This window comes from Pseudomonas sp. FP2254 (genome assembly GCF_030687695.1).
Taxonomy (GTDB): Bacteria; Pseudomonadota; Gammaproteobacteria; order Pseudomonadales; family Pseudomonadaceae; genus Aquipseudomonas; species Aquipseudomonas quebecensis.
This window is the reverse complement of record NZ_CP117444.1, coordinates 1,903,191-1,924,821: the sequence shown is the minus strand read 5'-3', so window position 1 is coordinate 1,924,821 and position 21,631 is coordinate 1,903,191. Positions and strand designations below refer to the sequence as shown.

Annotated in this window: 21 protein-coding genes; 13 read left to right on the top strand and 8 right to left on the bottom strand. The window is 61.5% G+C overall.

The window, feature by feature from the left end:
- Window positions 1-154 precede the first annotated feature (154 nt).
- The gene (locus PSH94_RS08955; protein WP_181079977.1) at window positions 155-1,006 is read right to left on the bottom strand and encodes a glycine betaine ABC transporter substrate-binding protein; all 852 of its coding nucleotides are present in this window, start codon (window positions 1,004-1,006) and stop codon (window positions 155-157) included.
- 331 nt (window positions 1,007-1,337) lie between these two features.
- On the opposite strand from PSH94_RS08955, the gene PSH94_RS08950 reads away from it, so the two are divergent.
- Entirely contained in the window at window positions 1,338-2,891 is a 1,554-nt protein-coding gene (locus tag PSH94_RS08950; protein WP_181079978.1) for a glycosyl hydrolase family 17 protein, read from the top strand.
- Window positions 2,892-2,996: 105 nt separating this feature from the next.
- Here the strand turns inward: PSH94_RS08950 and PSH94_RS08945 are convergent, their stop codons facing one another.
- Entirely contained in the window at window positions 2,997-3,365 is a 369-nt protein-coding gene (locus tag PSH94_RS08945; RefSeq protein ID WP_181079979.1) for a hypothetical protein, read from the bottom strand.
- A 235-nt stretch (window positions 3,366-3,600) separates the two neighbouring features.
- Here PSH94_RS08945 and PSH94_RS08940 point away from each other — a divergent pair, with 235 nt between their 5' ends.
- Entirely contained in the window at window positions 3,601-4,899 is a 1,299-nt protein-coding gene (locus PSH94_RS08940) for a serine/threonine protein kinase (protein ID WP_181079980.1), read from the top strand.
- Window positions 4,892-5,680 carry a VacJ family lipoprotein gene (locus PSH94_RS08935; RefSeq protein ID WP_181079981.1) on the top strand — a complete coding sequence of 263 codons (789 nt, stop codon included), beginning with the start codon at window positions 4,892-4,894 and terminating at the stop codon, window positions 5,678-5,680. Before PSH94_RS08940 ends, PSH94_RS08935 begins: the two co-directional genes overlap by 8 nt.
- Before the next feature lie 52 nt (window positions 5,681-5,732).
- Here the strand turns inward: PSH94_RS08935 and PSH94_RS08930 are convergent, their stop codons facing one another.
- Complete coding sequence (locus tag PSH94_RS08930; RefSeq protein WP_305437168.1) at window positions 5,733-6,647, bottom strand: DUF808 domain-containing protein; 915 nt, start codon at window positions 6,645-6,647, stop codon at window positions 5,733-5,735.
- A 135-nt stretch (window positions 6,648-6,782) separates the two neighbouring features.
- Here PSH94_RS08930 and PSH94_RS08925 point away from each other — a divergent pair, with 135 nt between their 5' ends.
- The gene (locus PSH94_RS08925; protein WP_305437167.1) at window positions 6,783-7,388 is read left to right on the top strand and encodes a TetR/AcrR family transcriptional regulator; all 606 of its coding nucleotides are present in this window, start codon (window positions 6,783-6,785) and stop codon (window positions 7,386-7,388) included.
- A gap of 99 nt (window positions 7,389-7,487) precedes the next feature.
- Here PSH94_RS08925 and PSH94_RS08920 read toward each other — a convergent pair whose 3' ends face one another.
- A complete protein-coding gene (locus PSH94_RS08920) occupies window positions 7,488-7,928 on the bottom strand; it encodes a heme-binding protein (RefSeq protein ID WP_305437165.1) in 441 nt (146 codons plus the stop codon).
- A 256-nt stretch (window positions 7,929-8,184) separates the two neighbouring features.
- On the opposite strand from PSH94_RS08920, the gene gcl reads away from it, so the two are divergent.
- The 9 genes from gcl (at window position 8,185) to PSH94_RS08875 (ending at window position 18,892) form a co-directional block, all read left to right on the top strand.
- Window positions 8,185-9,960 carry a glyoxylate carboligase gene (gene gcl, locus PSH94_RS08915; protein WP_305437163.1) on the top strand — a complete coding sequence of 592 codons (1,776 nt, stop codon included), beginning with the start codon at window positions 8,185-8,187 and terminating at the stop codon, window positions 9,958-9,960.
- 10 nt (window positions 9,961-9,970) lie between these two features.
- A complete protein-coding gene (hyi, locus tag PSH94_RS08910) occupies window positions 9,971-10,744 on the top strand; it encodes a hydroxypyruvate isomerase (protein ID WP_181081893.1) in 774 nt (257 codons plus the stop codon).
- A gap of 41 nt (window positions 10,745-10,785) precedes the next feature.
- A complete protein-coding gene (locus PSH94_RS08905; RefSeq protein WP_305437161.1) occupies window positions 10,786-11,676 on the top strand; it encodes a 2-hydroxy-3-oxopropionate reductase in 891 nt (296 codons plus the stop codon).
- A gap of 111 nt (window positions 11,677-11,787) precedes the next feature.
- The gene (locus PSH94_RS08900; protein WP_305437159.1) at window positions 11,788-13,068 is read left to right on the top strand and encodes a glycerate kinase; all 1,281 of its coding nucleotides are present in this window, start codon (window positions 11,788-11,790) and stop codon (window positions 13,066-13,068) included.
- Window positions 13,058-14,473 (top strand): pyruvate kinase, encoded by a 1,416-nt coding sequence (gene pyk, locus PSH94_RS08895; protein WP_305437157.1) that lies wholly within the window; start codon window positions 13,058-13,060, stop codon window positions 14,471-14,473. The genes PSH94_RS08900 and pyk overlap by 11 nt, the downstream gene beginning before the upstream one ends.
- Window positions 14,474-14,611: 138 nt before the next feature.
- On the top strand, window positions 14,612-15,487 hold the full coding sequence (locus PSH94_RS08890; RefSeq protein WP_305437156.1) for an urea transporter: 876 nt from the start codon (window positions 14,612-14,614) through the stop codon (window positions 15,485-15,487).
- A gap of 31 nt (window positions 15,488-15,518) precedes the next feature.
- Window positions 15,519-16,343 (top strand): ion transporter, encoded by an 825-nt coding sequence (locus PSH94_RS08885; RefSeq protein WP_181081898.1) that lies wholly within the window; start codon window positions 15,519-15,521, stop codon window positions 16,341-16,343.
- A gap of 96 nt (window positions 16,344-16,439) precedes the next feature.
- Window positions 16,440-17,444, top strand: a complete 1,005-nt coding sequence (locus tag PSH94_RS08880) for a sulfate ABC transporter substrate-binding protein (RefSeq protein WP_181081899.1) — start codon at window positions 16,440-16,442, stop codon at window positions 17,442-17,444.
- Window positions 17,445-17,695: 251 nt separating this feature from the next.
- Window positions 17,696-18,892 (top strand): MFS transporter, encoded by a 1,197-nt coding sequence (locus PSH94_RS08875; RefSeq protein WP_305437154.1) that lies wholly within the window; start codon window positions 17,696-17,698, stop codon window positions 18,890-18,892.
- On the opposite strand, the gene phnN is transcribed toward PSH94_RS08875, so the two are convergent.
- From phnN to PSH94_RS08855, 4 genes are all read right to left on the bottom strand, one after another.
- Window positions 18,863-19,450: a phosphonate metabolism protein/1,5-bisphosphokinase (PRPP-forming) PhnN gene (phnN, locus tag PSH94_RS08870; RefSeq protein WP_305437153.1), complete on the bottom strand. Its 588-nt coding sequence runs from the start codon at window positions 19,448-19,450 to the stop codon at window positions 18,863-18,865. The genes PSH94_RS08875 and phnN overlap by 30 nt on opposite strands.
- A gap of 104 nt (window positions 19,451-19,554) precedes the next feature.
- On the bottom strand, window positions 19,555-20,805 hold the full coding sequence (locus PSH94_RS08865; protein ID WP_253511585.1) for an ATP-grasp domain-containing protein: 1,251 nt from the start codon (window positions 20,803-20,805) through the stop codon (window positions 19,555-19,557).
- Window positions 20,802-21,116 (bottom strand): hypothetical protein, encoded by a 315-nt coding sequence (locus PSH94_RS08860; protein ID WP_253511581.1) that lies wholly within the window; start codon window positions 21,114-21,116, stop codon window positions 20,802-20,804. The genes PSH94_RS08865 and PSH94_RS08860 overlap by 4 nt, the downstream gene beginning before the upstream one ends.
- A complete protein-coding gene (locus PSH94_RS08855; protein WP_305437152.1) occupies window positions 21,113-21,439 on the bottom strand; it encodes an EamA family transporter in 327 nt (108 codons plus the stop codon). Before PSH94_RS08855 ends, PSH94_RS08860 begins: the two co-directional genes overlap by 4 nt.
- Window positions 21,440-21,631 lie beyond the last annotated feature (192 nt).

Here is a 21,631-nt window from a genome sequence, read left to right as displayed (position 1 = left end):
TTGGCGGCGCGAATGAAGATTTGCAGGAAACAGAAATTAATGTGGGAGAGGGCTTGCCCCCGATGGCGTTGAGTCAGTCAGATCACTGACAACTGACACCCCGCTATCGGTGGCAAGCCCTCTCCCACAGGGGTTGTATCAAGACATCGGGGGGTTACTTACCGGTCCACTCGGCAACGCGCTCAGGGTGCTTGGCGACCCAATCCTTGGCCGCGGCGTCAGGCTTGGCGCCCTCCTGGATGGCGAGCATGACTTCGCCGATTTCATCCTTGGACGCCCATTGGAATTTTTTCAGGAAGGCCGCAACTTCCGGCGCTTTAGCCTCCAGGCCTTTGCTGCCGATGCTGTTGACGGTTTCAGCCGCGCCATAGACGCCTTTTGGATCGTCCAGGAAGCGCAGTTTCCACTTGGCGAACATCCAGTGCGGCACCCAACCGGTAACGGCAATGGATTCCTGCTTGTCTTCGGCACGAGTCAACTCGGCGATCATCGCCGCGCCCGAGCTGGCCTGCAGTTTGTAATCGAGGCCGTACTGCTTGATGGCTTCGTCAGTCTTGAGCATCACGCCTGAACCGGCATCGATGCCGACGATCTTGTTCTTGAAGGTGGTATCGGTCTTGAGGTCCTCAATGGACTTGGCCTTGACGTACTCCGGCACAATCAAGCCGATCTTGGCGTCCTTGAAATTGGGGCCGTAATCGACCACTTTGTCCTTGTTCTTGGCCCAGTACTCGCCGTGGGTCACCGGCAACCAGGCCGAGAGCATCGCGTCGAGCTTGCCGGTGGCCACGCCCTGCCACATGATCCCGGTGGCGACCGCCTGCAGTTTCACGTCATAACCGAGCTTCTCTTTGATCACCTCAGCCGCCACATGGGTGGTGGCAACGCTGTCGGACCAACCGTCCACGTAGCCGATGCTCAGGGTTTTGCTGTCGGCGCTGGCCAGTGTGGAGCTCATCGCAACCACCAGAGTGGCAGCTGCGCCCAAGAGTCGTCGCATCTTCATCGTACTTCCCCGAAAGTGCTGCGCCCGGCGAATGCCGAGCGACGTCAACCTGTTGTTATGTGGTGCACCGCGCCCCCTTCACGCGCTGAATCCGGCTGCTGATCCATCAGTGGAGTGCTGACACTTGGATCATCGGCCTGCAGCATCCATCGACCTGCTCTGTCAGCGACCTCGTACAAGCAGGAAACGACATCACATAGCCAGTAGGACGCTTTACTGAACGCTCGTTCAAAAACCCGCCCGAACTTTGCATGTCAAAATCGTGCGGCTCCCCTTGAGCCGCACATTTGCAGGTAAGATGCGCGCCTTTGCTCTCCCAGATAAGCCGACCATGCCCGCGACTGCCCGCTTCCCTGCCCTGCCCTATGTGTTCGCCCTGTTTTTCGGCCTGCTGGCTCTTATCGGCTATTGGTACGGCCTCGGCCGCCCCGTGGTGTTGCCGGATGTCGCCAGTGCCAGTCACAAGTTGCAATGTGCGTCCTACACGCCATTCGACAAGGACCAATCCCCCTTCGACCAGCCGTTCACACTGCGCCCGGCGCGCATGGACGCCGACCTGGCCTTGCTGGCCACGCGCTTCGAATGCATTCGCACCTACTCCATGACCGGTCTGGAAGGCTTGCCGGCCCTGGCGCGCAAACACGGCCTGAAGCTGATGATCGGCGCCTGGGTCAGCAGCGACCCGCTGGCCACCGCAAAGGAAATCGACCTGCTGATCGCGTCGGCGAACGCCAACCCGGATGTGGTCAGCGCCGTGATCGTCGGCAACGAGGCGCTGCTGCGCAAGGAAGTCACCGCCGGGCAACTGGTGAAGCTGATCCAGAAAGTCAAAAGCCAGATCCGGCAGCCGGTCACCTACGCCGACGTCTGGGAATTCTGGCTGCAACACCCGGAAATCGCCCCGGCCGTGGATTTCCTGACCATTCACCTGCTGCCCTATTGGGAAGACGACCCGTCCGGCATCGACCAGGCACTCCAGCATGTGGGCGACGTACGGCAGACGTTCGGCAACAAATTTGCGCCCAAAGACGTGCTGATCGGTGAAACCGGCTGGCCGAGCGAAGGCCGCCAGCGCGAAACGGCGCTGCCGAGCCGGGTCAACGAGGCCAAGTTCATGCGCGGTTTCGTGGCCATGGCCGAAGCCAACGGCTGGCACTACAACCTGATCGAAGCGTTCGACCAACCCTGGAAACGCGCCAGCGAGGGCGCCGTGGGCGGGTATTGGGGCCTGTTCGATGCCGATCGCCAGGACAAGGGCATCCTTGCCGGCCCGGTCAGTAATGTGCCGTACTGGCCACTGTGGCTGGGCGTAGGCGGTGTGATCCTGCTGGGTACGTTGGTACTCGGCGGACGTGTTCGCAGCACCCGCGCTGCGCTGGCCCTGCCGTTGCTGGGGGCCGTGGCGGCGTGCTCGATAGGCAGCTGGGCCGAGCTGACCCGCCTGACTGCACGCTTCAACGATGAATGGGTATGGGCCGGCCTGCTGATAGCGCTCAATCTGCTGGTGCTGGCCCATGCCGCATTGGCCCTGAGCCCCCGCGAGGGGTGGCGCGAGCGCGCGTTCAACTGGCTGGAACACCGCGCGGGCTGGTGGGTGGCGCTCGCCGGCTTTGCTGGCGCAGTGATGATGCTGGCGCTGGTATTCGACCCGCGCTACCGCAGTTTTCCCAGCGCCGCACTGGTGTTGCCGGCGCTGGTGTACCTGGTGCGCCCGGTCACCGGCCCGCGTCGGGAGATTGCGCTGCTCACCTTCATTATCGGCGCCGGCATTGCGCCGCAGTTGTACCGTGAAGGTTTGCTGAACCAGCAGGCGTGGGGTTGGGCAGTGGTCAGCGGGTTGATGGTGGTTGCGTTGTGGCGTTGCCTGCGGATGCGCAGGGCTTAAGACTGCTATCGGGGGCAAGCCCCCTCCCACAGTTGATTGGGTTTACACATTTCCAATTGTGAATACCGGCAAATGTGGGAGGGGGCTTGCCGCCGATTGGCCCGATCAAACGCCCCGAGGCTGCCTGACCAACCGCAACCCCGCAATCACCACCGCAAACACCGCAAGGGTGGTGTTGTACAACGCGAGCGCCGGCAGGCCGAACACCAGCGCCGCTACCGCCAGGCCCCAGCCAGTGCGGCCCGCTACGAAAAATGCGAGCACCGAGGTCACCAGCGCCGCCCAGCCCAGTGCTTTGAAATGGATCATCAAGCCCAGGTTCGAGCGCAGCTGGCATTCCCAGCGACTGGCCTCGTCAACGCAAATACCGACCCACCGGCCATCCTCCATAAACCCGTAACGCGCGGCATAGCTGGCAGCCAGCCAAAGTGGCAAGGCAATAAGCAGCAAAATCAATGGCAAACGACGGGACATGGAGGACTCCGATAGGCAAAAACGGCGCTCAGCTTAATGCGCCGACGGCCGTTAGCAAGGTACATACACACAATTAGTATTCACCCGGACGTTGCAGAGTGTATCTTCTGGCGACTATTACCCCGATTCCGACGTTTTTTCCGACTTTTCGCACTGAGTGCTGGCACTTCGGTGGTACGGCGGTGGTCATAGCCTGCGAACTTCATTCAGCACGTTTCCTCTTAGGGATTAAGTCATGCTCCGTTCCTTGCGCTGTGCTGCCTTACTGGGCAGCCTTTTTTTGAGTGCGTCAGCACTGGCCGTCGACATCGACCAAGCCAGCTATGGCTACCCTTTGACCAACCCGTTCGAAGCGACCATTGCCACGACGCCGCCGGACCTTCGGCCTACGCTGCCGACCGACGACCAGATCAACCAATCCGACTACACCCTGAACATGCGCCCCGAGCGCGAGTTCAGCCTGCCGGACAACTTCTGGGCGGTGAAGAAACTCACGTATCGCATCGCCAAGCAAGACCGCGCCGCGCCGCTGATCTTCCTGATCGCGGGCACCGGCGCGCGCTATGACAGCAGCCTCAACGAGTACTTGAAAAAGCTGTATTACCAGGCCGGCTACCACGTGGTGCAATTGTCGTCGCCCACCAGTTTCGACTTCATCAGCGCCGCCTCGCGCTTCGCCACCCCAGGCATCACCCAGGAAGACGCCGAGGACATGTACCGCGTAATGCAGGCGGTACGCGCGCAGAACGCTTCGTTGCCGGTCACCGACTTCTACCTCACCGGCTACAGCCTCGGTGCCCTGGATGCGGCCTTCGTCAGCAAACTGGACGAGACCCGTCGCAGCTTCAACTTCAAGAAAGTGCTGCTGCTCAACCCGCCGGTCAACCTGTACACCTCGATCACCAACCTCGACAAGCTGGTCCAGACCGAGGTCAAGGGCATCAACAACACCACGACGTTCTATGAGCTGGTGCTGAACAAGCTGACTCGTTACTTCCAGCAAAAGGGCTATATCGACCTGAACGACGCCCTGCTCTACGATTTCCAGCAATCCAAGCAGCACCTGACCAATGAACAAATGGCCATGCTGATCGGCACCTCGTTCCGCTTCTCCGCGGCCGATATCGCCTTTACCTCGGACCTGATCAACCGCCGCGGCCTGATCATCCCGCCGAAGTACCCGATCACCGAAGGCACCAGCCTTACACCGTTCCTCAAGCGCGCACTGCAATGCGATTTCGACTGCTACCTCACCGAACAAGTGATCCCGATGTGGCGCGCGCGCTCCGACGGCGGCAGCCTGCTGCAACTGGTCGACCAGGTCAGCCTGTATGCGCTCAAGGATTATCTGCACGCCAGCCCGAAAATCGCCGTCATGCACAACGCCGACGACGTGATCCTGGGCCCGGGCGACCTGGGCTTCCTGCGTAAAACCTTCGGCGATCGCTTGACCGTCTACCCACTGGGCGGCCACTGCGGCAACCTCAATTACCGCGTCAACGCCGACGCCATGCTGGAGTTCTTCCGTGGCTAAATATCTTCTGCTGCTCGCCGCCCTGATGTGCGCAGGCGTGGCCAATGCCGACAACAGCAAGGCTCACGAGCCGACGCAATTGGGCGATGACGGTTTCAAACAACCGCTGACCAAGCTCAAGTTCAATCCGGGCCTGGACCAGCGCGAGTTCGAACGCTCCTCGCTCACCGCACTTAACGTGTATGACCCGCTGGAGTCGTGGAACCGCCGCGTTTACCACTTCAACTACCGCTTCGACCAGTGGGTGTTCCTGCCGGTGGTCAACGGCTACACCTACGTCACCCCAAGCTTCCTGCGCACTGGTGTGAGTAACTTCTTCAACAACCTGGGCGATGTGCCCAACCTGATGAACAGCCTGTTGCAACTCAAGGGGCATCGCTCGCTGGAGACCACAGGGCGCCTGCTGGTCAACACCACCATCGGTATCGCCGGCTTGTGGGACCCGGCCACCGCCATGGGCCTGCCGCGCCAGAGCGAAGACTTCGGCCAGACCCTGGGCTTCTACGGCGTGCCGGGTGGCGCCTACCTGGTGCTGCCGATCTTCGGCCCGTCGAACCTGCGTGACACCACCGGCTTGCTGGTGGACTACACCGCCGAGTCGCAGATCAACTTCCTCAATGTCTCCGAGGTCAGCTCCAACCACCCGGAGATCTGGGCCCTGCGCGCGGTGGATAAGCGCTACCAGACCAGCTTCCGCTACGGTCAGATGAACTCACCCTTCGAATATGAAAAGGTGCGCTATATCTATACCGAATCGCGCAAGTTGCAGATCGCGGAATAAATAACGCTCACAAAAAAGGCCATTCATGAATGGCCTTTTTTGTGCCTGCGATTTAAGCCTTGAGGGCCTTCCAAGCCTTGCCGATTCCGCTGACCAGCGCCAAGACCACAGCCCCCGCAATGATTCCCGCCAGCGCATTGAGCAGCGTCGGCATCAGCCACGCCATCGCGCCCGCACTCTGGCCGACCGCCTCGATCCAGTGATGCACCACCGGCACGCCATGAGTGAGGATGCCGCCACCGACCAGAAACATCGCCGCCGTGCCGATCACCGACAGGCTTTTCATCATGTACGGCGCCGCGCGCAGGATGGCACCACCAATGCCACGCGCGACCTGGCCGGGTTTCTGGCTCAGCCACAGGCCCAGGTCGTCCAGCTTGACGATGCCCGCCACCAACCCATAAACGCCGATGGTCATGACGATGGCAATACCCGACAGCACCACCACCTGCTGCATCAGCGGCGCATCGGCCACAGTGCCCAGGGTGATCGCGATGATCTCGGCCGAGAGAATGAAGTCGGTGCGCACCGCGCCTTTGATCTTGTCCTTTTCAAAGGCCACCAGGTCGGTGGCCGGGTCAGCCACGGCCTGGGTCAACTGCGCATGCTCGACCTGGTCTTCGGCCTTGCTGTGCAGGAACGTGTGCGCAAGCTTCTCGAACCCCTCGAAGCACAAGTAGGCGCCACCCAGCATCAGCAACGGCGTAACCGCCCAGGGCGCGAAGGCGCTGATCAACAGCGCGGTAGGCACCAGGATCAATTTGTTGATAAACGAACCCTTGGCCACCGCCCACACCACCGGAATTTCCCGCTCGGCACGCACCCCGGACACCTGCTGGGCGTTGAGCGCCAGATCATCGCCGAGCACACCGGCGGTCTTTTTCGCGGCGACTTTGGTCATCAAAGCCACATCGTCGAGGACTGCGGCGATATCGTCGATCAATACCAGTAAACTGCTTCCTGCCATGAAACGCGCATCCGTAAAAGAAAAGTTGGCGCGAGCATAGCGCGGCACAACGCTTTGCGGGAGCCTTGTTGAGACTCGCGGATAGCCGGTGCTACCATGCCCGACCGCCTGTCCTGGCAAGGAAAACCCTGGTTTATGAGCACCATTCGCGAGCGCAATAAAGAAAAAATCCTGCGGGCGGCCAGCGAGGAGTTTGCCGACAAGGGCTTCGCCGCGACCAAAACCAGCGACATCGCCGCCAAGGCCGGGCTGCCCAAGCCCAACGTCTACTACTACTTCAAGTCCAAGGACAACCTCTACCGCGAGGTGCTCGAAAGCATCATCGAGCCGATCCTGGCCGCGTCCACGCCGTTCAACCCCGAAGGTGAACCGGCGGTGGTGCTGAGCAATTACATCCGCTCGAAAATCCGTATCTCCCGCGACCTGCCCTTCGCCTCCAAGGTGTTTGCCAGCGAAATCATGCATGGCGCCCCGCACCTGAGCGCCGAGCAGGTCGAGCAACTCAACGCCCAGGCCAAGCACAATATCAACTGCATCCAAAGCTGGGTGGATCGCGGATTGATCGCGGCTATCGACCCCAATCACTTGATGTTCAGCATCTGGGCCGCGACCCAGACCTATGCCGACTTCGACTGGCAGATTTCCGCGGTGACCGGAAAAGCCAAGCTGGATGAGGCCGATTATGAAGCGGCGGCGCAGACCATCATTCGGTTGGTGCTCAGGGGCTGCGAGCCGGACTGATACACCGCAGAGCCGGTGCCCATCGGGGCAAGCCCCCTCCCACAATCAACATTGTGGGAGGGGGCTTGCCCCGATGAGGCCCTGAAAGTCACACACTGTTTAAGCCGACACACCCGCATCCGCCATTAACCCCACCCCCTCGATCGCCGTGATCGCACACTGCTCGTCAATATCCGACGTATCCCCACTGATCCCAATCGCCCCCACCACCACACCGTCCTGATCGCGAATCAACACCCCGCCCGGTGCCGGCACCACGCTGCCCTGCCCCAGGCTGTTCAGCGCGGCGATAAACGCCGGGCGTTGTTGCGCATCCAGCGCCAACAGGCGCGAACCCTTGCCCAGCGCTATCGCGCCCCAGGCCTTGCCGATGGCGATCTGCGGGCGCAGCAGGCTGGCGCCGTCTTCACGTTGCAGAGTGATCAAGTGGCCGCCGCTGTCGAGCACCGCGATGGTCAGTGGCGCAGCGCAAATCGTGCGGCCGGCGGTAAGGGCCTGGCTGGCGAGTTGGGTGGCGGTTTTCAAGGTTAAAGCGCTCATGGTGCCGTCCTTCTTTTGTTATTGGGAAAGCGATGGTGGTCTGATTGATCAGATGCTCGATCACACAAATAGAACACAATGATTTATTATTTTGTATACAATATTTCTCCACAAACCCACCATACGTCGAAAAAAGGCGTTCCGGCGAGCTCGATCAGTCACGAATAAAATGCGTTGACCTGCGAAGCTCCCCGTGAATACACTTTGACCAAACACCACTTGTATACAATTACAAAACGCAAGAGGCACCAAAACCATGAGCAAAATGAGAGCAATCGAAGCCGCTGTCCTGGTAATGCGCCGTGAAGGCGTGGACACCGCCTTCGGTATCCCCGGCGCCGCGATCAACCCGCTGTACTCGGCCTTGCAGAAAGTGGGTGGCATCGATCACGTCCTTGCTCGCCACGTTGAAGGCGCCTCGCACATGGCCGAGGGTTACACCCGCACCAGGGCCGGCAATATCGGCGTGTGCATCGGCACCTCGGGCCCGGCCGGCACCGACATGGTCACCGGCCTCTACAGCGCCTCGGCCGACTCGATTCCGATCCTGTGCATCACCGGCCAGGCGCCGCGTGCTCGCATGCACAAGGAAGACTTTCAGGCGGTGGACATCACCAGCATCGTCAAACCGGTGACCAAGTGGGCCACCACGGTGCTCGAGCCGGGCCAGGTGCCCTACGCGTTTCAGAAAGCCTTCTACGAAATGCGTTCGGGCCGCCCCGGCCCGGTGCTGATCGACCTGCCGTTCGACGTGCAGATGGCCGAGATCGAGTTCGACATCGACGCTTATCAACCCCTGCCCCTGGCCAAGCCGCTGGCCACCCGCGTGCAGGTGGAGAAAGCCCTGGCCCTGCTCGACCAGGCGGAGCGCCCGTTGCTGGTGAGCGGTGGCGGCGTGATCAACGCCGACGCCAGCGAGCTGCTGGTGGAGTTCGCCGAACTGACCGGCATTCCGGTGATCCCGACCCTGATGGGCTGGGGCACGATCCCCGACGATCACCCGCTGATGGTGGGCATGGTCGGTCTGCAGACCTCGCACCGTTACGGCAACGCAACGATGCTCAAGTCGGACGTGGTGCTGGGCATCGGCAACCGCTGGGCCAACCGCCACACCGGGTCGGTCGAGGTGTACACCGAAGGCCGTAAATTCATCCACGTGGACATCGAGCCGACGCAGATCGGCCGCGTCTTCACACCGGACCTGGGCATCGTGTCCGACGCCGGCTCGGCCCTGACGATGTTCATTGAAGTGGCCCGCGAATGGAAAGCCGCCGGCAAGCTCAAAGACCGCAGCGCCTGGCTGCATGATTGCCAGCAACGCAAAGCCACCCTGCAGCGCAAGACGCACTTCGATGCGGTGCCGGTCAAGCCGCAACGGGTGTACGAAGAGATGAACCAGGTGTTCGGCAAAGACACCTGCTACGTCAGCACCATCGGCCTGTCGCAGATTGCCGGCGCGCAGTTCCTGCATGTGTACAAGCCACGCCATTGGATCAATTGCGGCCAGGCCGGCCCGCTGGGCTGGACGATTCCGGCGGCGCTGGGGGTGGTCAAGGCCGATCCGAGCCGCAAAGTGGTGGCGTTGTCCGGCGACTACGACTTCCAGTTCATGATCGAAGAACTGGCGGTGGGCGCGCAGTTCAAGCTGCCGTACATCCATGTGGTGGTGAACAATTCCTACCTGGGTCTGATCCGCCAGGCCCAGCGCGGTTTTGAAATGGACTACTGCGTGCAGCTGTCTTTCGACAACCTCAACGCCCCGGAACTCAACGGCTATGGCGTAGACCACGTGGCCGTGGCCGAAGGCCTGGGTTGCAAGGCCCTGCGCGTGTTCGAACCAGGCCAGATCGCGCCGGCCTTACGCCAGGCCGAGGCAATGATCGAAGAATTCAAGGTGCCGGTGATCGTTGAGATTATTCTGGAACGGGTGACCAATATTTCCATGGGCACCGAGATCAACGCCGTCAATGAATTCGAAGACCTGGCCCTGGTCGGCAACGACGCGCCGACTGCCATTTCCCTGCTCGATTAAGGAGAACCCTATGCCGCGCTTTGCCGCCAACCTGTCCATGCTGTTCACCGAACAGGACTTTCTCGCCCGCTTCAAAGCGGCCGCCGATGCCGGTTTTCAAGGGGTCGAGTACCTGTTCCCCTACGAATTCAGCTCTGCCGAGATCAAGGCGCAACTCGACACCCATGGCCTGACCCAAGTGCTGTTCAACCTGCCGGCCGGTGACTGGGCCAAGGGCGAGCGCGGCCTGGCGTGCCATCCGGACCGCGTCGAGGAATTCCGCGCCGGGGTCACATTGGCTATCGCTTACGCCCAGGTGCTGGGCAATACGCAGATCAACTGCCTGGCGGGTATTCGTCCGGCCGGCGTGGACGAAAAGCTGCTGGAAGAGACCTTCGTCGCCAACCTCAAGTACGCCGCCGACAAGCTGCAAGCGGCAGGCATCAAGCTGGTCATGGAGGCGATCAACACCCGCGACATCCCAGGCTTCTACCTGAACAACACCGCCCAGGCCCTGGCGATCCGCGAGCGGGTGGGCAGTGACAATCTGTTCCTGCAATACGACATCTACCACATGCAAATCATGGAAGGTGACTTGGCCCGCACCATGGCCGCGCACCTGGGTGAGATCAATCACATCCAACTGGCGGATAACCCGGGGCGCAACGAGCCGGGGACCGGGGAGATCAACTATCGCTTCCTGTTCGAGCATCTGGACCGGATCGGATACACGGGTTGGGTCGGCTGTGAATACAAGCCGCTGACCACCACCGAAGCGGGCCTTGGCTGGCTCAAAACCCTGTGAGAGGGGCCACCCCCCTCCCACAATAAGAAGAGGCATTCATCATGGCTAAAATCGGCTTTATCGGCACCGGCATCATGGGCCAACCCATGGCCGCGAACCTGCAGAAAGCAGGTCATCAACTGTTCCTCTCCGAGCACCACGGCAAGGCTCCGCACGCGCTGATCGATGCCGGCGCCGTGGCCCTGGCCAACCCGCAGCAAGTGGCTCAGGAAGCCGAGTTCATTATCGTCATGGTGCCGGACACCCCGCAGGTCGAGGACGTGCTGTTCCGTGCCGACGGCGTGGCCGCCGGGCTGTCGCCGAACAAGGTGGTGATCGACATGAGTTCGATCTCGCCCACCGCCACCAAGGCCTTCGCCGCCAGGATCAACGAGCACGGCGCGCAGTACCTCGACGCGCCGGTGTCCGGCGGTGAAGTCGGCGCCAAGGCCGGCACCCTGAGCATCATGATCGGTGGCGAGCCACAGACCTTCGAGCGCGCCCTGCCGCTGTTCCAGGCCATGGGCAAGAACATCACGCGGGTAGGTGGCAATGGCGATGGCCAGACCGCCAAGGTCGCCAATCAGATCATCGTGGCGCTGAACATCCAGGCGGTGGCCGAAGCGTTGCTGTTCGCCGCCAAAAACGGTGCCGACCCGGCCAAGGTGCGCGAAGCGCTGATGGGCGGCTTTGCCTCGTCGAAAATCCTTGAAGTGCACGGCGAACGCATGATCAAGGGCACGTTCGATCCGGGCTTCCGCATCAACCTGCACCAGAAGGATTTAAACCTGGCGTTGGCCGGTGCCAAGGAATTGGGGATCAACCTGCCGAACACTGCCGGTACTCAGCAGGTGTTCAGCACGTGCAATGCCCTGGGTGGCGGGAATTGGGACCATTCGGCGCTGGTCAAGGGCCTGGAGCATATGGCTAATTTCTCGATTCGCGATCAGTAACGCCGTGATCGAATGTGGGAAGGGGCTTGTCCCCTCCCACAGTTGGCCTTTTCCAAGGCCAAGGCTGAAATAGCTGCACGTCTAATAACAAAAATATCCGGGAGCCCGCTTATGTCGGTCGATCCGCAACACCTGCTTCGCGAGCTATTCGCCACAGCCATCGACGCTGCCCACCCGCGCCAAGTTCTCGAACCTTTTCTGCCCGTCGACCGCAGCGGCCGCGTGATTGTGATCGGTGCCGGCAAGGCCGCCGCAGCCATGGCGCTGGTGGTGGAAAACTGCTGGCAAGGCGAAGTCACCGGCCTGGTGGTCACCCGCTATGGGCATGGCGCGCCATGCAAGAAAATCGAAGTCGTCGAAGCGGCTCACCCGGTGCCCGACGCCGCCGGCCAGGCCGTGGCGCAGCGCGTGCTGGCGTTGATCAGCAATCTGGGCGAAGACGACCGCGTGATCTTCCTGCTCTCCGGCGGCGGCTCAGCCTTACTGGCCTTGCCCGCCGAAGGCATTACCCTGGCCGACAAGCAGGCCATCAACAAAGCCCTGCTCAAGTCCGGCGCGACCATCGGCGAGATGAATTGCGTGCGCAAGCACCTCTCGGCGATCAAGGGCGGGCGCTTGGCCAAGGCCGCCTGGCCGGCCACGGTGTACACCTACGCGATTTCCGATGTGCCGGGCGACCAGGCCACGGTGATCGCTTCCGGACCCACCGTGGGCGACCCGAGCACCTCGCAACAGGCACTGGCGATCCTCAAACGTTATCGCATCGACGTGCCCGCCTCGGTGCACCATTGGTTGCAGAACCCGGCGTCGGAAACCGTCAAGCCCGGCGACCCGGTGCTGGCCCGCAGCCATTTCCAATTGATTGCCCGCCCGCAGCAATCCCTTGAAGCAGTGGCGGTGAAAGTGCGCCAGGCCGGTTTCAGCCCGCTGATCCTCGGCGACCTGGAAGGCGAAGCGCGGGACGTGGCCAAGGTACATGCCGGTATCGCCCGGCAGATCGTGCAGCATGGCCAGCCGCTGGCGGCGCCGTGCGTGATCCTGTCCGGCGGCGAAACCACCGTGACCGTACGCGGTGACGGCCGTGGCGGTCGCAACGCCGAATTCCTGCTGAGCCTCACCGACAGCCTCAAAGGCCTGCCCGGCGTTTACGCACTGGCCGGTGACACCGACGGCATCGACGGCTCCGAAGATAACGCCGGCGCGCTGATGACCCCGAGCAGCTACGCGCGCGCCGAAGCCCTCGGCCTGTCGGCCAGCGATGAGCTGGATAACAACAATGGCTACGGCTATTTCGCCGCCCTCAACGATTTGATCGTCACCGAGCCGACGCGCACCAACGTCAACGACTTCCGCGCCATCCTGATCCTCGAGACTGCCCACCATGACGCCTGACAAAAAGGTCAAAATCCTCGCCACCCTGGGCCCGGCCATCGACGGGATCGATGACATCCGTGAGCTGGTTGAAGCGGGGGTGAATATCTTCCGTCTCAATTTCAGCCACGGTGAGCATGCCGACCACGCCCAGCGCTACCAGTGGATCCGTCAGGTTGAGCGTCAGCTCAACTACCCGTTGGGCATTCTGATGGACCTGCAAGGGCCGAAACTGCGGGTCGGGCGTTTTGCCGACGGCTGCGTGCAACTGGTGCGCGGCCAGGCGCTGCGCCTGGATCTGGATGAAACCCCGGGGGATGAGCGCCGGGTCAACCTGCCCCACCCGGAAATCATCGCGGCCCTGGAACCAGGCATGGACCTGTTGCTTGACGACGGCAAGCTGCGCCTGCGGGTGGTCACCAGGCACAAGGATGCCATCGACACCACGGTGCTGAACGGCGGCGAATTATCCGACCGCAAAGGGGTGAACGTCCCACAAGCGTTGTTGGACCTGAGTCCCCTTACCGCCAAGGACCGCCGCGACCTGAGCTTCGGCCTGGAGTTGGGCGTGGACTGGGTGGCGCTGTCGTTTGTGCAGCGTCCGGAAGATATCCGCGAGGCCCGCGAGCTGATCGGCGACCGGGCGTTCCTGATGGCCAAGATCGAGAAGCCCTCGGCCGTGCAACACCTGCGGGAAATCGCGCAACTGAGCGATGCAATCATGGTGGCTCGCGGTGACTTGGGGGTGGAGGTGCCGGCCGAGAGCGTGCCGCAGATCCAGAAGCGCATCATCCGTACCTGCCGCGAGCTGGGTAAACCCGTGGTGGTGGCTACGCAAATGCTCGAATCCATGCGCTTTTCCCCGGCGCCGACCCGCGCCGAAGTCACCGACGTGGCCAACGCCGTGGCCGAAGGCGCGGATGCGGTGATGCTGTCGGCGGAAACCGCGTCGGGCGAATACCCACTGGAAGCCGTGCAGATGATGAGCAAGATCATCCGCCAGGTGGAAAACGGCCCGGACTACCAGACTCAACTGGAGGTCAACCGGCCTAAAGCGGAAGCCACGGTTTCCGACGCCATCAGCTGTGCGATTCGTCGTATCAGCAGCATCCTGCCGGTGGCGGTGCTGGTGAACTACAGCGAGTCCGGCAGCTCCAGCCTGCGCGCGGCACGGGAGCGGCCGGTGGCGCCGATCCTCAACCTGACGCCAAACCTGTCCACCGCACGGCGGTTGAGTGTGGCGTGGGGCGTGCACTCGGTGGTCAACGATCGACTGCGCCAGGTGGACGAGGTGTGTTCGACGGCGCTGGAGATTGCCCAGGCCCAGGGGATGGCAGAGCGCGGGGATACGTTGGTGATTACTGCCGGGGTGCCGTTCGGGCAGCCCGGGTCGACCAACTCACTGCGCATAGAGGTGTTGATCTAGCGTCTGTAGCGGCCCCATCCGGGGCAAGCCCCCTCCCACATTGGACTGCATTCACAGCTATGACTCTGTGAACCCAATCAAGTGTGGGAAGGGGCAAGCCCCCGATGGGTTTCACCCCGGTCCAACTGAATACCCACCATGCACAACCCAACCTGCCCCGACTGGGCCGAAGCCCTGCTCAACGGTTTCAGCCAGATTTTCCTGCAGCGCCACCCGCTGTGCGGCCTGCTGTGCCTGCTGGCGATCCTGACCAGCGCCCCGGCGTTGCTCGGCGCTGCGTTGCTGGGTGGCGTCGCCGGCTTGCTCACAGCCCAGCGCCGAGGGTATCCAAAAGCTGAGCGCCAGGCCGGGCTGTATAGCTACAACGCTGTGCTGCTGGGGTTGCTGATCAGCCAGTCCTTCCCATGGTCGGCGTTGTTGCCACCGCTGATCCTGGCGGGCGGCGGCGTCAGCGCGATGCTCACGCGGCAGTGGTTGAAACATGCCAGCCAGCCCGATGATTTGCCCGCCTATACCGCGCCTTTTGTCGGCCTGGGCTGGCTGCTGCTCGGCAGCGCGCCGCCCGGCGAGGTGGATAGGATCGGCGCCGACATCCTGGGTTTGCTCAGCGCGCCCTTCACCGGTCTGGCACAGGTCATGCTGCTGGACCAGCCGCTGGCCGGCGGCCTGATTGCGCTGGGCCTGTGGCTGGCCAGTCGCCGCGCCGCGCTGTGGGCGTTAGCCGGCGCCAGCAGCGGCGCATTGCTCGCCCTGGGGTTGGGCGAAACCCCTCACGCCCTGCTCGGCCTGCACAGTTACAACCCGGCGCTGGCGGCCCTGGCATTGAGCCAGATCAGTCGTCGCACCTGGCTGCCGCTGGCCGGTATCCTGCTGGCGATCCTGCTGACGCCGGGCTTTGCCGCCCTGCACCTGCCGGCACTCACCGCGCCGTTCATCCTCGCGTGCTGGCTGGTGCGCGCCAGCCGCAGGATGCTTCGGAAACCGCGCATGGACAGCCCCTTCGAATCCCCCTAGGCTTGCTCGAAAATCGAGTCAGGCGGGATTTATGGACAGCAACAACGATTGGCGTCAGCGGCTCTACGTCATGGTTTTCCAAAGCGACACGGTGGCCGGGCGGCGGTTTGACGGCATCCTGCTGCTGATCATTCTGGCCAGCCTGGTGATCGTGATGCTCGACAGCATCGACCAGGTGCACCAGAACTACGCCGACGTGCTGGCCTATATCGAATGGGGCTTCACGCTGATCTTCGCCATCGAGTACGGCCTGCGCCTGTACTGTTCGCCCAAACCGCTGCGCTATGCGTTCAGCTTTTATGGGTTGGTGGATTTGCTGGCCATCGTGCCCGGCATCCTCGCCTTGTATTACAGCGATGCGCAGTACCTGCTGATCATCCGCATCATTCGCATGCTGCGGATCTTCCGCGTGCTCAAGCTGAGCCCCTACCTCAAGCAAGCCAATTACCTGATGTCGGCACTGCGCGGCAGCAAGCAGAAGATCGTGGTATTCCTGGTCAGCGTGTGCACCCTGGTGACCGTGTTCGGCACCTTGATGTATGTGATCGAAGGCCCGGAACACGGGTTTACCAGCATCCCCAAGGGTATCTACTGGGCCATCGTGACCCTGACCACCGTCGGCTTTGGCGATATCGTGCCCAAGACCCCGCTGGGCCAGGTGATTTCGTCGCTGGTGATGATCACCGGTTACTCGATCATTGCGGTGCCCACCGGGATTTTTACCGCCGAACTGGCCAGTGCCATGCGCGGCGAGCAACTGCACACCGACTGCCCGGTGTGCCACAAAGACACCCACGAACCCAACGCAGCATTCTGCTCGCGCTGTGGCAGCAATCTTTTTAAGAAAGTGGAATAAGCAAAGTTCTTTTTAATCTTTAAGCGACTATGCGGCCCCGGCTATAGTCGCTGGCATTGTGCCTGTCCCCTCTTTTCGAACAACAAGGAATGAGCAGTGAAAAAACTCCTTAGCGCCTCCCTCCTGGCCGCCGGCCTTGCCCTGGCGGGCGCCGTGCAGGCCGCCCCCGTCACGCTGCTTAATGTGTCCTACGACGTGATGCGCGATTTCTACAAGGACTACAACACGGCGTTCCAGAAGCACTGGGAGGCCGAGCACCCGGACGACAAGCTGACCTTGCAGATGTCCTTCGGCGGTTCGAGCAAACAGGCACGCTCGGTGATCGATGGCCTGCCGGCCGACGTGATCACCATGAACATGGCCACCGACATCAACGCCCTGGCCGACAATGGCAAACTGGTGCCGGACAACTGGGTCACACGCTTGCCCAACAACAGCGCGCCGTTCACCTCGGCCACGGTGTTTATCGTGCGCAAAGGCAACCCCAAAGCCCTCAAAGACTGGCCGGACCTGCTCAAGGACGGCGTGCAGGTGATCGTGCCCAACCCGAAAACCTCGGGTAACGGCCGCTACACCTACCTGTCGGCCTGGGGCTATGTGCTCAAGAACGGCGGCGATGAAGAGAAAGCCAAGACATTCGTCGGCAAACTGTTCAAACAGGCGCCTGTGCTGGACACCGGCGGCCGCGCCGCCACCACCACATTCATGACCAACCAGATCGGCGACGTGCTGGTGACCTTTGAAAACGAAGCGGAAATGATCGCCCGTGAATTCGGCCGCGATCAGTTCGAAGTGATCTACCCAAGCGTGTCCGCCGAAGCCGAGCCGCCGGTGTCGGTGGTGGACAAAGTGGTCGAGAAAAAAGGCACCCGTGCCGCCGCCGAGGACTATCTGAAGTACCTGTGGTCGCCGCAAGGCCAGGAAATCGCCGCCAGCAACTACCTGCGCCCACGTGATCCGGCGGTGCTGGCCAAGTACACCGACCGTTTCCCTAAAGTCGACTTCCTGTCGGTGGAAAAGACCTTCGGTGACTGGCGCACCGTGCAGAAAACCCACTTCAATGATGGTGGTGTGTTTGACCAGATCTACTCCGGTCAATAACTGAACACATGCAGTAAACCTGCGGGAGGGGGCTTGCTGTGGTGAACGGGCTTGCCCCCCCTCCCGCAGAGTTATTTCAGCCTTTGAGACTTGTGTAGCCCCCTCCCACATTGGTTTTGCGCGGGGGGCTGGGTAGATGTTTCTGAATGTATCATCAGCCGACATAAGTACTATCATCCCAAGCGGCCTACTCGTCGCTAAGCCTTGCATTTACCCTCGCAGGCCATCTTCCTTCGCTTTATGAGAACACCATGAACGCTACCCCACACCCAACGAGCACCATGACCCGAGGCATGGTGATGCTGTTTGCGTTTTGCTGCGGCGCCATCGTCGCCAATATCTACTATGCGCAGCCGATCATCGAACTGATCGCGCCGGACATTGGCCTCACGCCTGCGATGGCCAGCCTGATCGTGTCGCTCACGCAAATCGGCTATGCCTTGGGCCTGTTTTTCCTGGTGCCCCTGGGTGACTTACTGGAAAACCGCAAACTGATGATCACCACCACGGTGGTGGCCATTGCCAGCCTGCTGGGCGCGGCGTTTACCGAGCAACCGAACCTGTTCCTGCTGGTGTCGCTGTTGATCGGCTTCAGCTCGGTGTCGGTGCAGATCCTGATTCCCCTGGCCGCGCACCTGGCGCCCGCCGAGTCCCGCGGCCGGGTGGTCGGCAGCATCATGGGCGGACTGCTGCTGGGCATTCTGCTGGCGCGGCCGGTGTCCAGCGTCGTGGCGGACCACTTCGGCTGGCGCGCGATGTTTATGGCCGCAGCGGCGTTGATGGCGTTTATCAGCGTGGTGCTGATGCTCACCATCCCCAAGCGCCAGCCCGATCACAGCGCCAGCTACGGCCAACTGCTGCGCTCGCTGGGCACCTTATTGCGTGAACAACCGCTGCTGCGTCAACGCGCGTTTTACCAGGGCTGCCTGTTCGCCACCTTCAGCTTGTTCTGGACCGCGGCCCCGCTGGAGCTGGTGCGCAACCACGGCCTGAGCCAGACCCAGATCGCGATCTTCGCGCTGGTCGGTGCCATCGGCGCCATCGCCGCGCCGATCGCCGGGCGCCTCGCCGATGCCGGTCACACCCATCGCGCGTCATTGCTGGCCATGCTGTTCGCAGCGCTGAGCTTCCTGCCGGCCTTCGTACATCCGCTGTACAGCGTGATTGGCCTGGCGGTCACCGGCGTGGTTTTGGACTTCTGCGTGCAGATGAATATGGTCCTCGGCCAGCGCGCCATTTACGCCCTGGACGCCAACAGCCGCAGTCGCTTGAACGCGCTGTATATGACCAGCATCTTTATCGGTGGCGCCTTCGGCTCGGCGATTGCCAGCAGCGTGTACGAACACGGCGGCTGGCAGGGGGTGATGCTGGTGGGCAGCGCGTTTCCACTGGTGGCGTTGTTGCGGTTTCTGAGCGCATCACGCCGAGGAGCCGTCGCAACAGCCTGAATAGCCATGCGCCAGGCAGCACAGTAAACGCTCGACCGTATGCTCGAGCGGCCCTGAGTTATCCAGCACGAATAATGGCGCGCTGTTGCCGGTGATCAATTCTTCGGTAAACCGTGCATTGCGCGCCAGCCGCTCTTCAATCTCAACCAGAGACTCACGCCCGCGCGCGCTCAAACGCTGCCGCAGCACCGCCTGATCAACCGTCAGTAGCAGTACCAGCGAAGAAGGATAACGCTCGCGGGTCACCGCCAGGTGCGCGCGCGAACCATTGACCAGCACGTCCTCTCCTGCCGCCAGCCAGTCGTCGATCACTGTTGGAATGCCATACCACAACCCATTGGCCTGCCAGCTCAGCGCAAATGCCCCTTGCACCTCCATCGCGGCGAACTGCTCGGGGCTCACCCCCTGCGCGGCCTCACCCACTGCTTCCGCCGAGCGGGTAATCACGCGACGCACAATGCGGCAGCCACGCTCGGCCAGACGCGCACGCGCTGCGTCCAACAGGCTGTCCTTGCCCGAGCCCGATGGGCCGATGAGATAGATCAACCTGCCTGCCATTGAACAGCCTCTGCGTTTATCTCCAGCCGTATTGAGCGGCTGGCAGCACCTGGGGAATTGTCGCGGGACAGTATAGAGGGTGCGCAGAGGCTCAAAGCAACGCATCAGTGTGCGGTGAGGTAGATACCTTGAGCCTCCAGCAATCGGATCCGCTGATAATCCGCAGCGATCACTGCTGGATCAGCATGCACCAGGTACACCGTACCTGGCTGGCTGAATACATCTTGCGTCACGCCCAGGGGTTGTCCCTCCTCAACGTAGAACACCGCTTCAAAGAATGACGCCAGCTTGAGCAGTTCCTCCACAAACCGCGCCTTGTGGAAGTAGCCGTCGGTGCGATTGATCAGGCACACATTGTAGGTGCGCTGCAGGCGCTGATAATCGAAGTCCCTGGCCAGCAACTGCGCGAATGCCTGGGGTTCGGTGATGGACAACACCACCGCCTCGATTTGCCCCAGCCCGGTGGTCTGGCGGGATACGCCAGGACGAAGAATGCCATCGGTACGCGCGGCGATTTCCACCAGTTTCGGCCCTTCGTCGGTGAACATGACTTCCGCGTGGCTGGGGCCGTTGCGGATGCCAAGGCACTGCACCACGGCGCGGGTGTATTCCACCAACGGCAAGTAGAGTGGCGAGTCCGGCCCGATCAATTCATCGATGTCATAAAGAATGCCGCCGCCCGGGGCCCGCTGTTTTTGATAGCGCACCACCTCGGTGACCAGTTGCTGGCCATCGACGCACACCATGTTCACCACATACTCCAGGCCGGCCAGATACTCCTGAATCAACACCTGGGTATTGCGGCCGTTCAACCGGTTCACCGTGCCCAGCAGCGTTTGTACCGCCGCCTCGCAGGCCGGCAAATCCTCACAGATAAACACCCCATCGGCCCCCGCGCTGTCGAGCGGCTTGACCACCACAGGAAAACGCCCGTGGGCGTTGATCCAAGCATGTGCAAGCGCCCAACTGTCGGCAACGCACTGTCGTGCTACGGGCAAGTGCGCCTGGGCAACCGTTTCGATCATGGCGAACTTGTTTCGACGGGCATGGGTGTTGTCGAAGTCATTGCGATACGGTAACTGAAGGCGCTCGTTCAACTGATCGGCGAGCAGCACACCGGTTTCGGCACCGGCGATGATGAACTGGGGCGCGAAATGCTCAACGCTGGCGAGCGTCGTGGCGAAGTCGGTATGCACAATCATGCGGTCATACAGCGAGTGATCGAAGCCCCTGTAGTAGTAATCATCGAGACTGGCTGACGACGCCACATGCATCAACCTGCAGCCTCTCTCGAACAAGCCTTTTGCTACACATTTCCCGGATGAAAAACCATCCACGACGACCACCGTGATCATGCTGCCTCCCTCCTCATTGCATATAAGGCCCGGCCCGACAGCAACAACACGATGATGCAGACGGACGCGACACTGGCCAGCGAAAAAAACACGCGATCGTCCAGGTACTGAAGTAACAGCACGAACACAGGAAGGGTCAGCAACACCAGGGAAACGTGGATCGGCGAGAGGCAATAGATGGTTTTCTGGATCAGGTAGATCGGCAGCAAATGCCCAGCGACGACCAGAACCACCATGGGCGCGATCAACCCGGACTCGAGGTAAAAACCTGTTCCGGTCAGAGGAAGCGCCAGCAGGCACACCACGATCACGTAAGCGCCGGCCCGCAGGCCACCGAAGCGACACCGACAACGGCCGGCTCCAGATAACGCAGGGCGTAAAAAAGGCCGCCCCAGTTGAGTAAAACTGCGACGTTCACTAGCAGTACGCGCCTCCAATCGGCTTTGACTCTGGAACAGAAAGAAGCCGAGTCATGAAACAGCGCGACTGCCAGGAACAACGCAGCAGACGCTATAAAGCAATAGAAAATCACCAGCAACGTGTTAAGCGTTTGCGTGACGAAGCCCACGTATACGTCGAACGCAGCACTTAGCAGGCAGAACAGCAATCCGAGAAAAACACCGTGCTTTTGCATCGCACTTCACCTGGGAGGCAGCAAGTGCTTCAACTTAACAAAACAGCAAGCAGGTCAGTACTGACCGAACGGATAGGTAAACCGGCGGTACGAGAGCGCACCTTGCCAGGATCCTTGCCCCGATAGCGGTGGGTCAGTCAGCCCACCTACCACTGACGTACCGTGATCGGGAGCAAGCCCCCTCCCACAATG

Excerpts from the sequence above, each read along its gene's own strand:
- PSH94_RS08950 (WP_181079978.1), top strand. The coding sequence starts at position 1,338 with ATGCCCGCGACTGCCCGCTTCCCTGCCCTGCCCTATGTGTTCGCCCTG.
- PSH94_RS08865 (WP_253511585.1), bottom strand. The coding sequence starts at position 20,805 with ATGATCACGGTGGTCGTCGTGGATGGTTTTTCATCCGGGAAATGTGTA.
- PSH94_RS08855 (WP_305437152.1), bottom strand. The coding sequence starts at position 21,439 with ATGCAAAAGCACGGTGTTTTTCTCGGATTGCTGTTCTGCCTGCTAAGT.
- PSH94_RS08875 (WP_305437154.1), top strand. The coding sequence starts at position 17,696 with ATGAACGCTACCCCACACCCAACGAGCACCATGACCCGAGGCATGGTG.
- PSH94_RS08930 (WP_305437168.1), bottom strand. The coding sequence starts at position 6,647 with ATGGCAGGAAGCAGTTTACTGGTATTGATCGACGATATCGCCGCAGTC.
- PSH94_RS08940 (WP_181079980.1), top strand. The coding sequence starts at position 3,601 with ATGCTCCGTTCCTTGCGCTGTGCTGCCTTACTGGGCAGCCTTTTTTTG.
- phnN (WP_305437153.1), bottom strand. The coding sequence starts at position 19,450 with ATGGCAGGCAGGTTGATCTATCTCATCGGCCCATCGGGCTCGGGCAAG.
- PSH94_RS08925 (WP_305437167.1), top strand. The coding sequence starts at position 6,783 with ATGAGCACCATTCGCGAGCGCAATAAAGAAAAAATCCTGCGGGCGGCC.
- PSH94_RS08945 (WP_181079979.1), bottom strand. The coding sequence starts at position 3,365 with ATGTCCCGTCGTTTGCCATTGATTTTGCTGCTTATTGCCTTGCCACTT.
- PSH94_RS08885 (WP_181081898.1), top strand. The coding sequence starts at position 15,519 with ATGGACAGCAACAACGATTGGCGTCAGCGGCTCTACGTCATGGTTTTC.
- gcl (WP_305437163.1), top strand. The coding sequence starts at position 8,185 with ATGAGCAAAATGAGAGCAATCGAAGCCGCTGTCCTGGTAATGCGCCGT.
- PSH94_RS08955 (WP_181079977.1), bottom strand. The coding sequence starts at position 1,006 with ATGAAGATGCGACGACTCTTGGGCGCAGCTGCCACTCTGGTGGTTGCG.
- PSH94_RS08890 (WP_305437156.1), top strand. The coding sequence starts at position 14,612 with ATGCACAACCCAACCTGCCCCGACTGGGCCGAAGCCCTGCTCAACGGT.
- PSH94_RS08900 (WP_305437159.1), top strand. The coding sequence starts at position 11,788 with ATGTCGGTCGATCCGCAACACCTGCTTCGCGAGCTATTCGCCACAGCC.
- hyi (WP_181081893.1), top strand. The coding sequence starts at position 9,971 with ATGCCGCGCTTTGCCGCCAACCTGTCCATGCTGTTCACCGAACAGGAC.
- PSH94_RS08905 (WP_305437161.1), top strand. The coding sequence starts at position 10,786 with ATGGCTAAAATCGGCTTTATCGGCACCGGCATCATGGGCCAACCCATG.
- PSH94_RS08920 (WP_305437165.1), bottom strand. The coding sequence starts at position 7,928 with ATGAGCGCTTTAACCTTGAAAACCGCCACCCAACTCGCCAGCCAGGCC.
- pyk (WP_305437157.1), top strand. The coding sequence starts at position 13,058 with ATGACGCCTGACAAAAAGGTCAAAATCCTCGCCACCCTGGGCCCGGCC.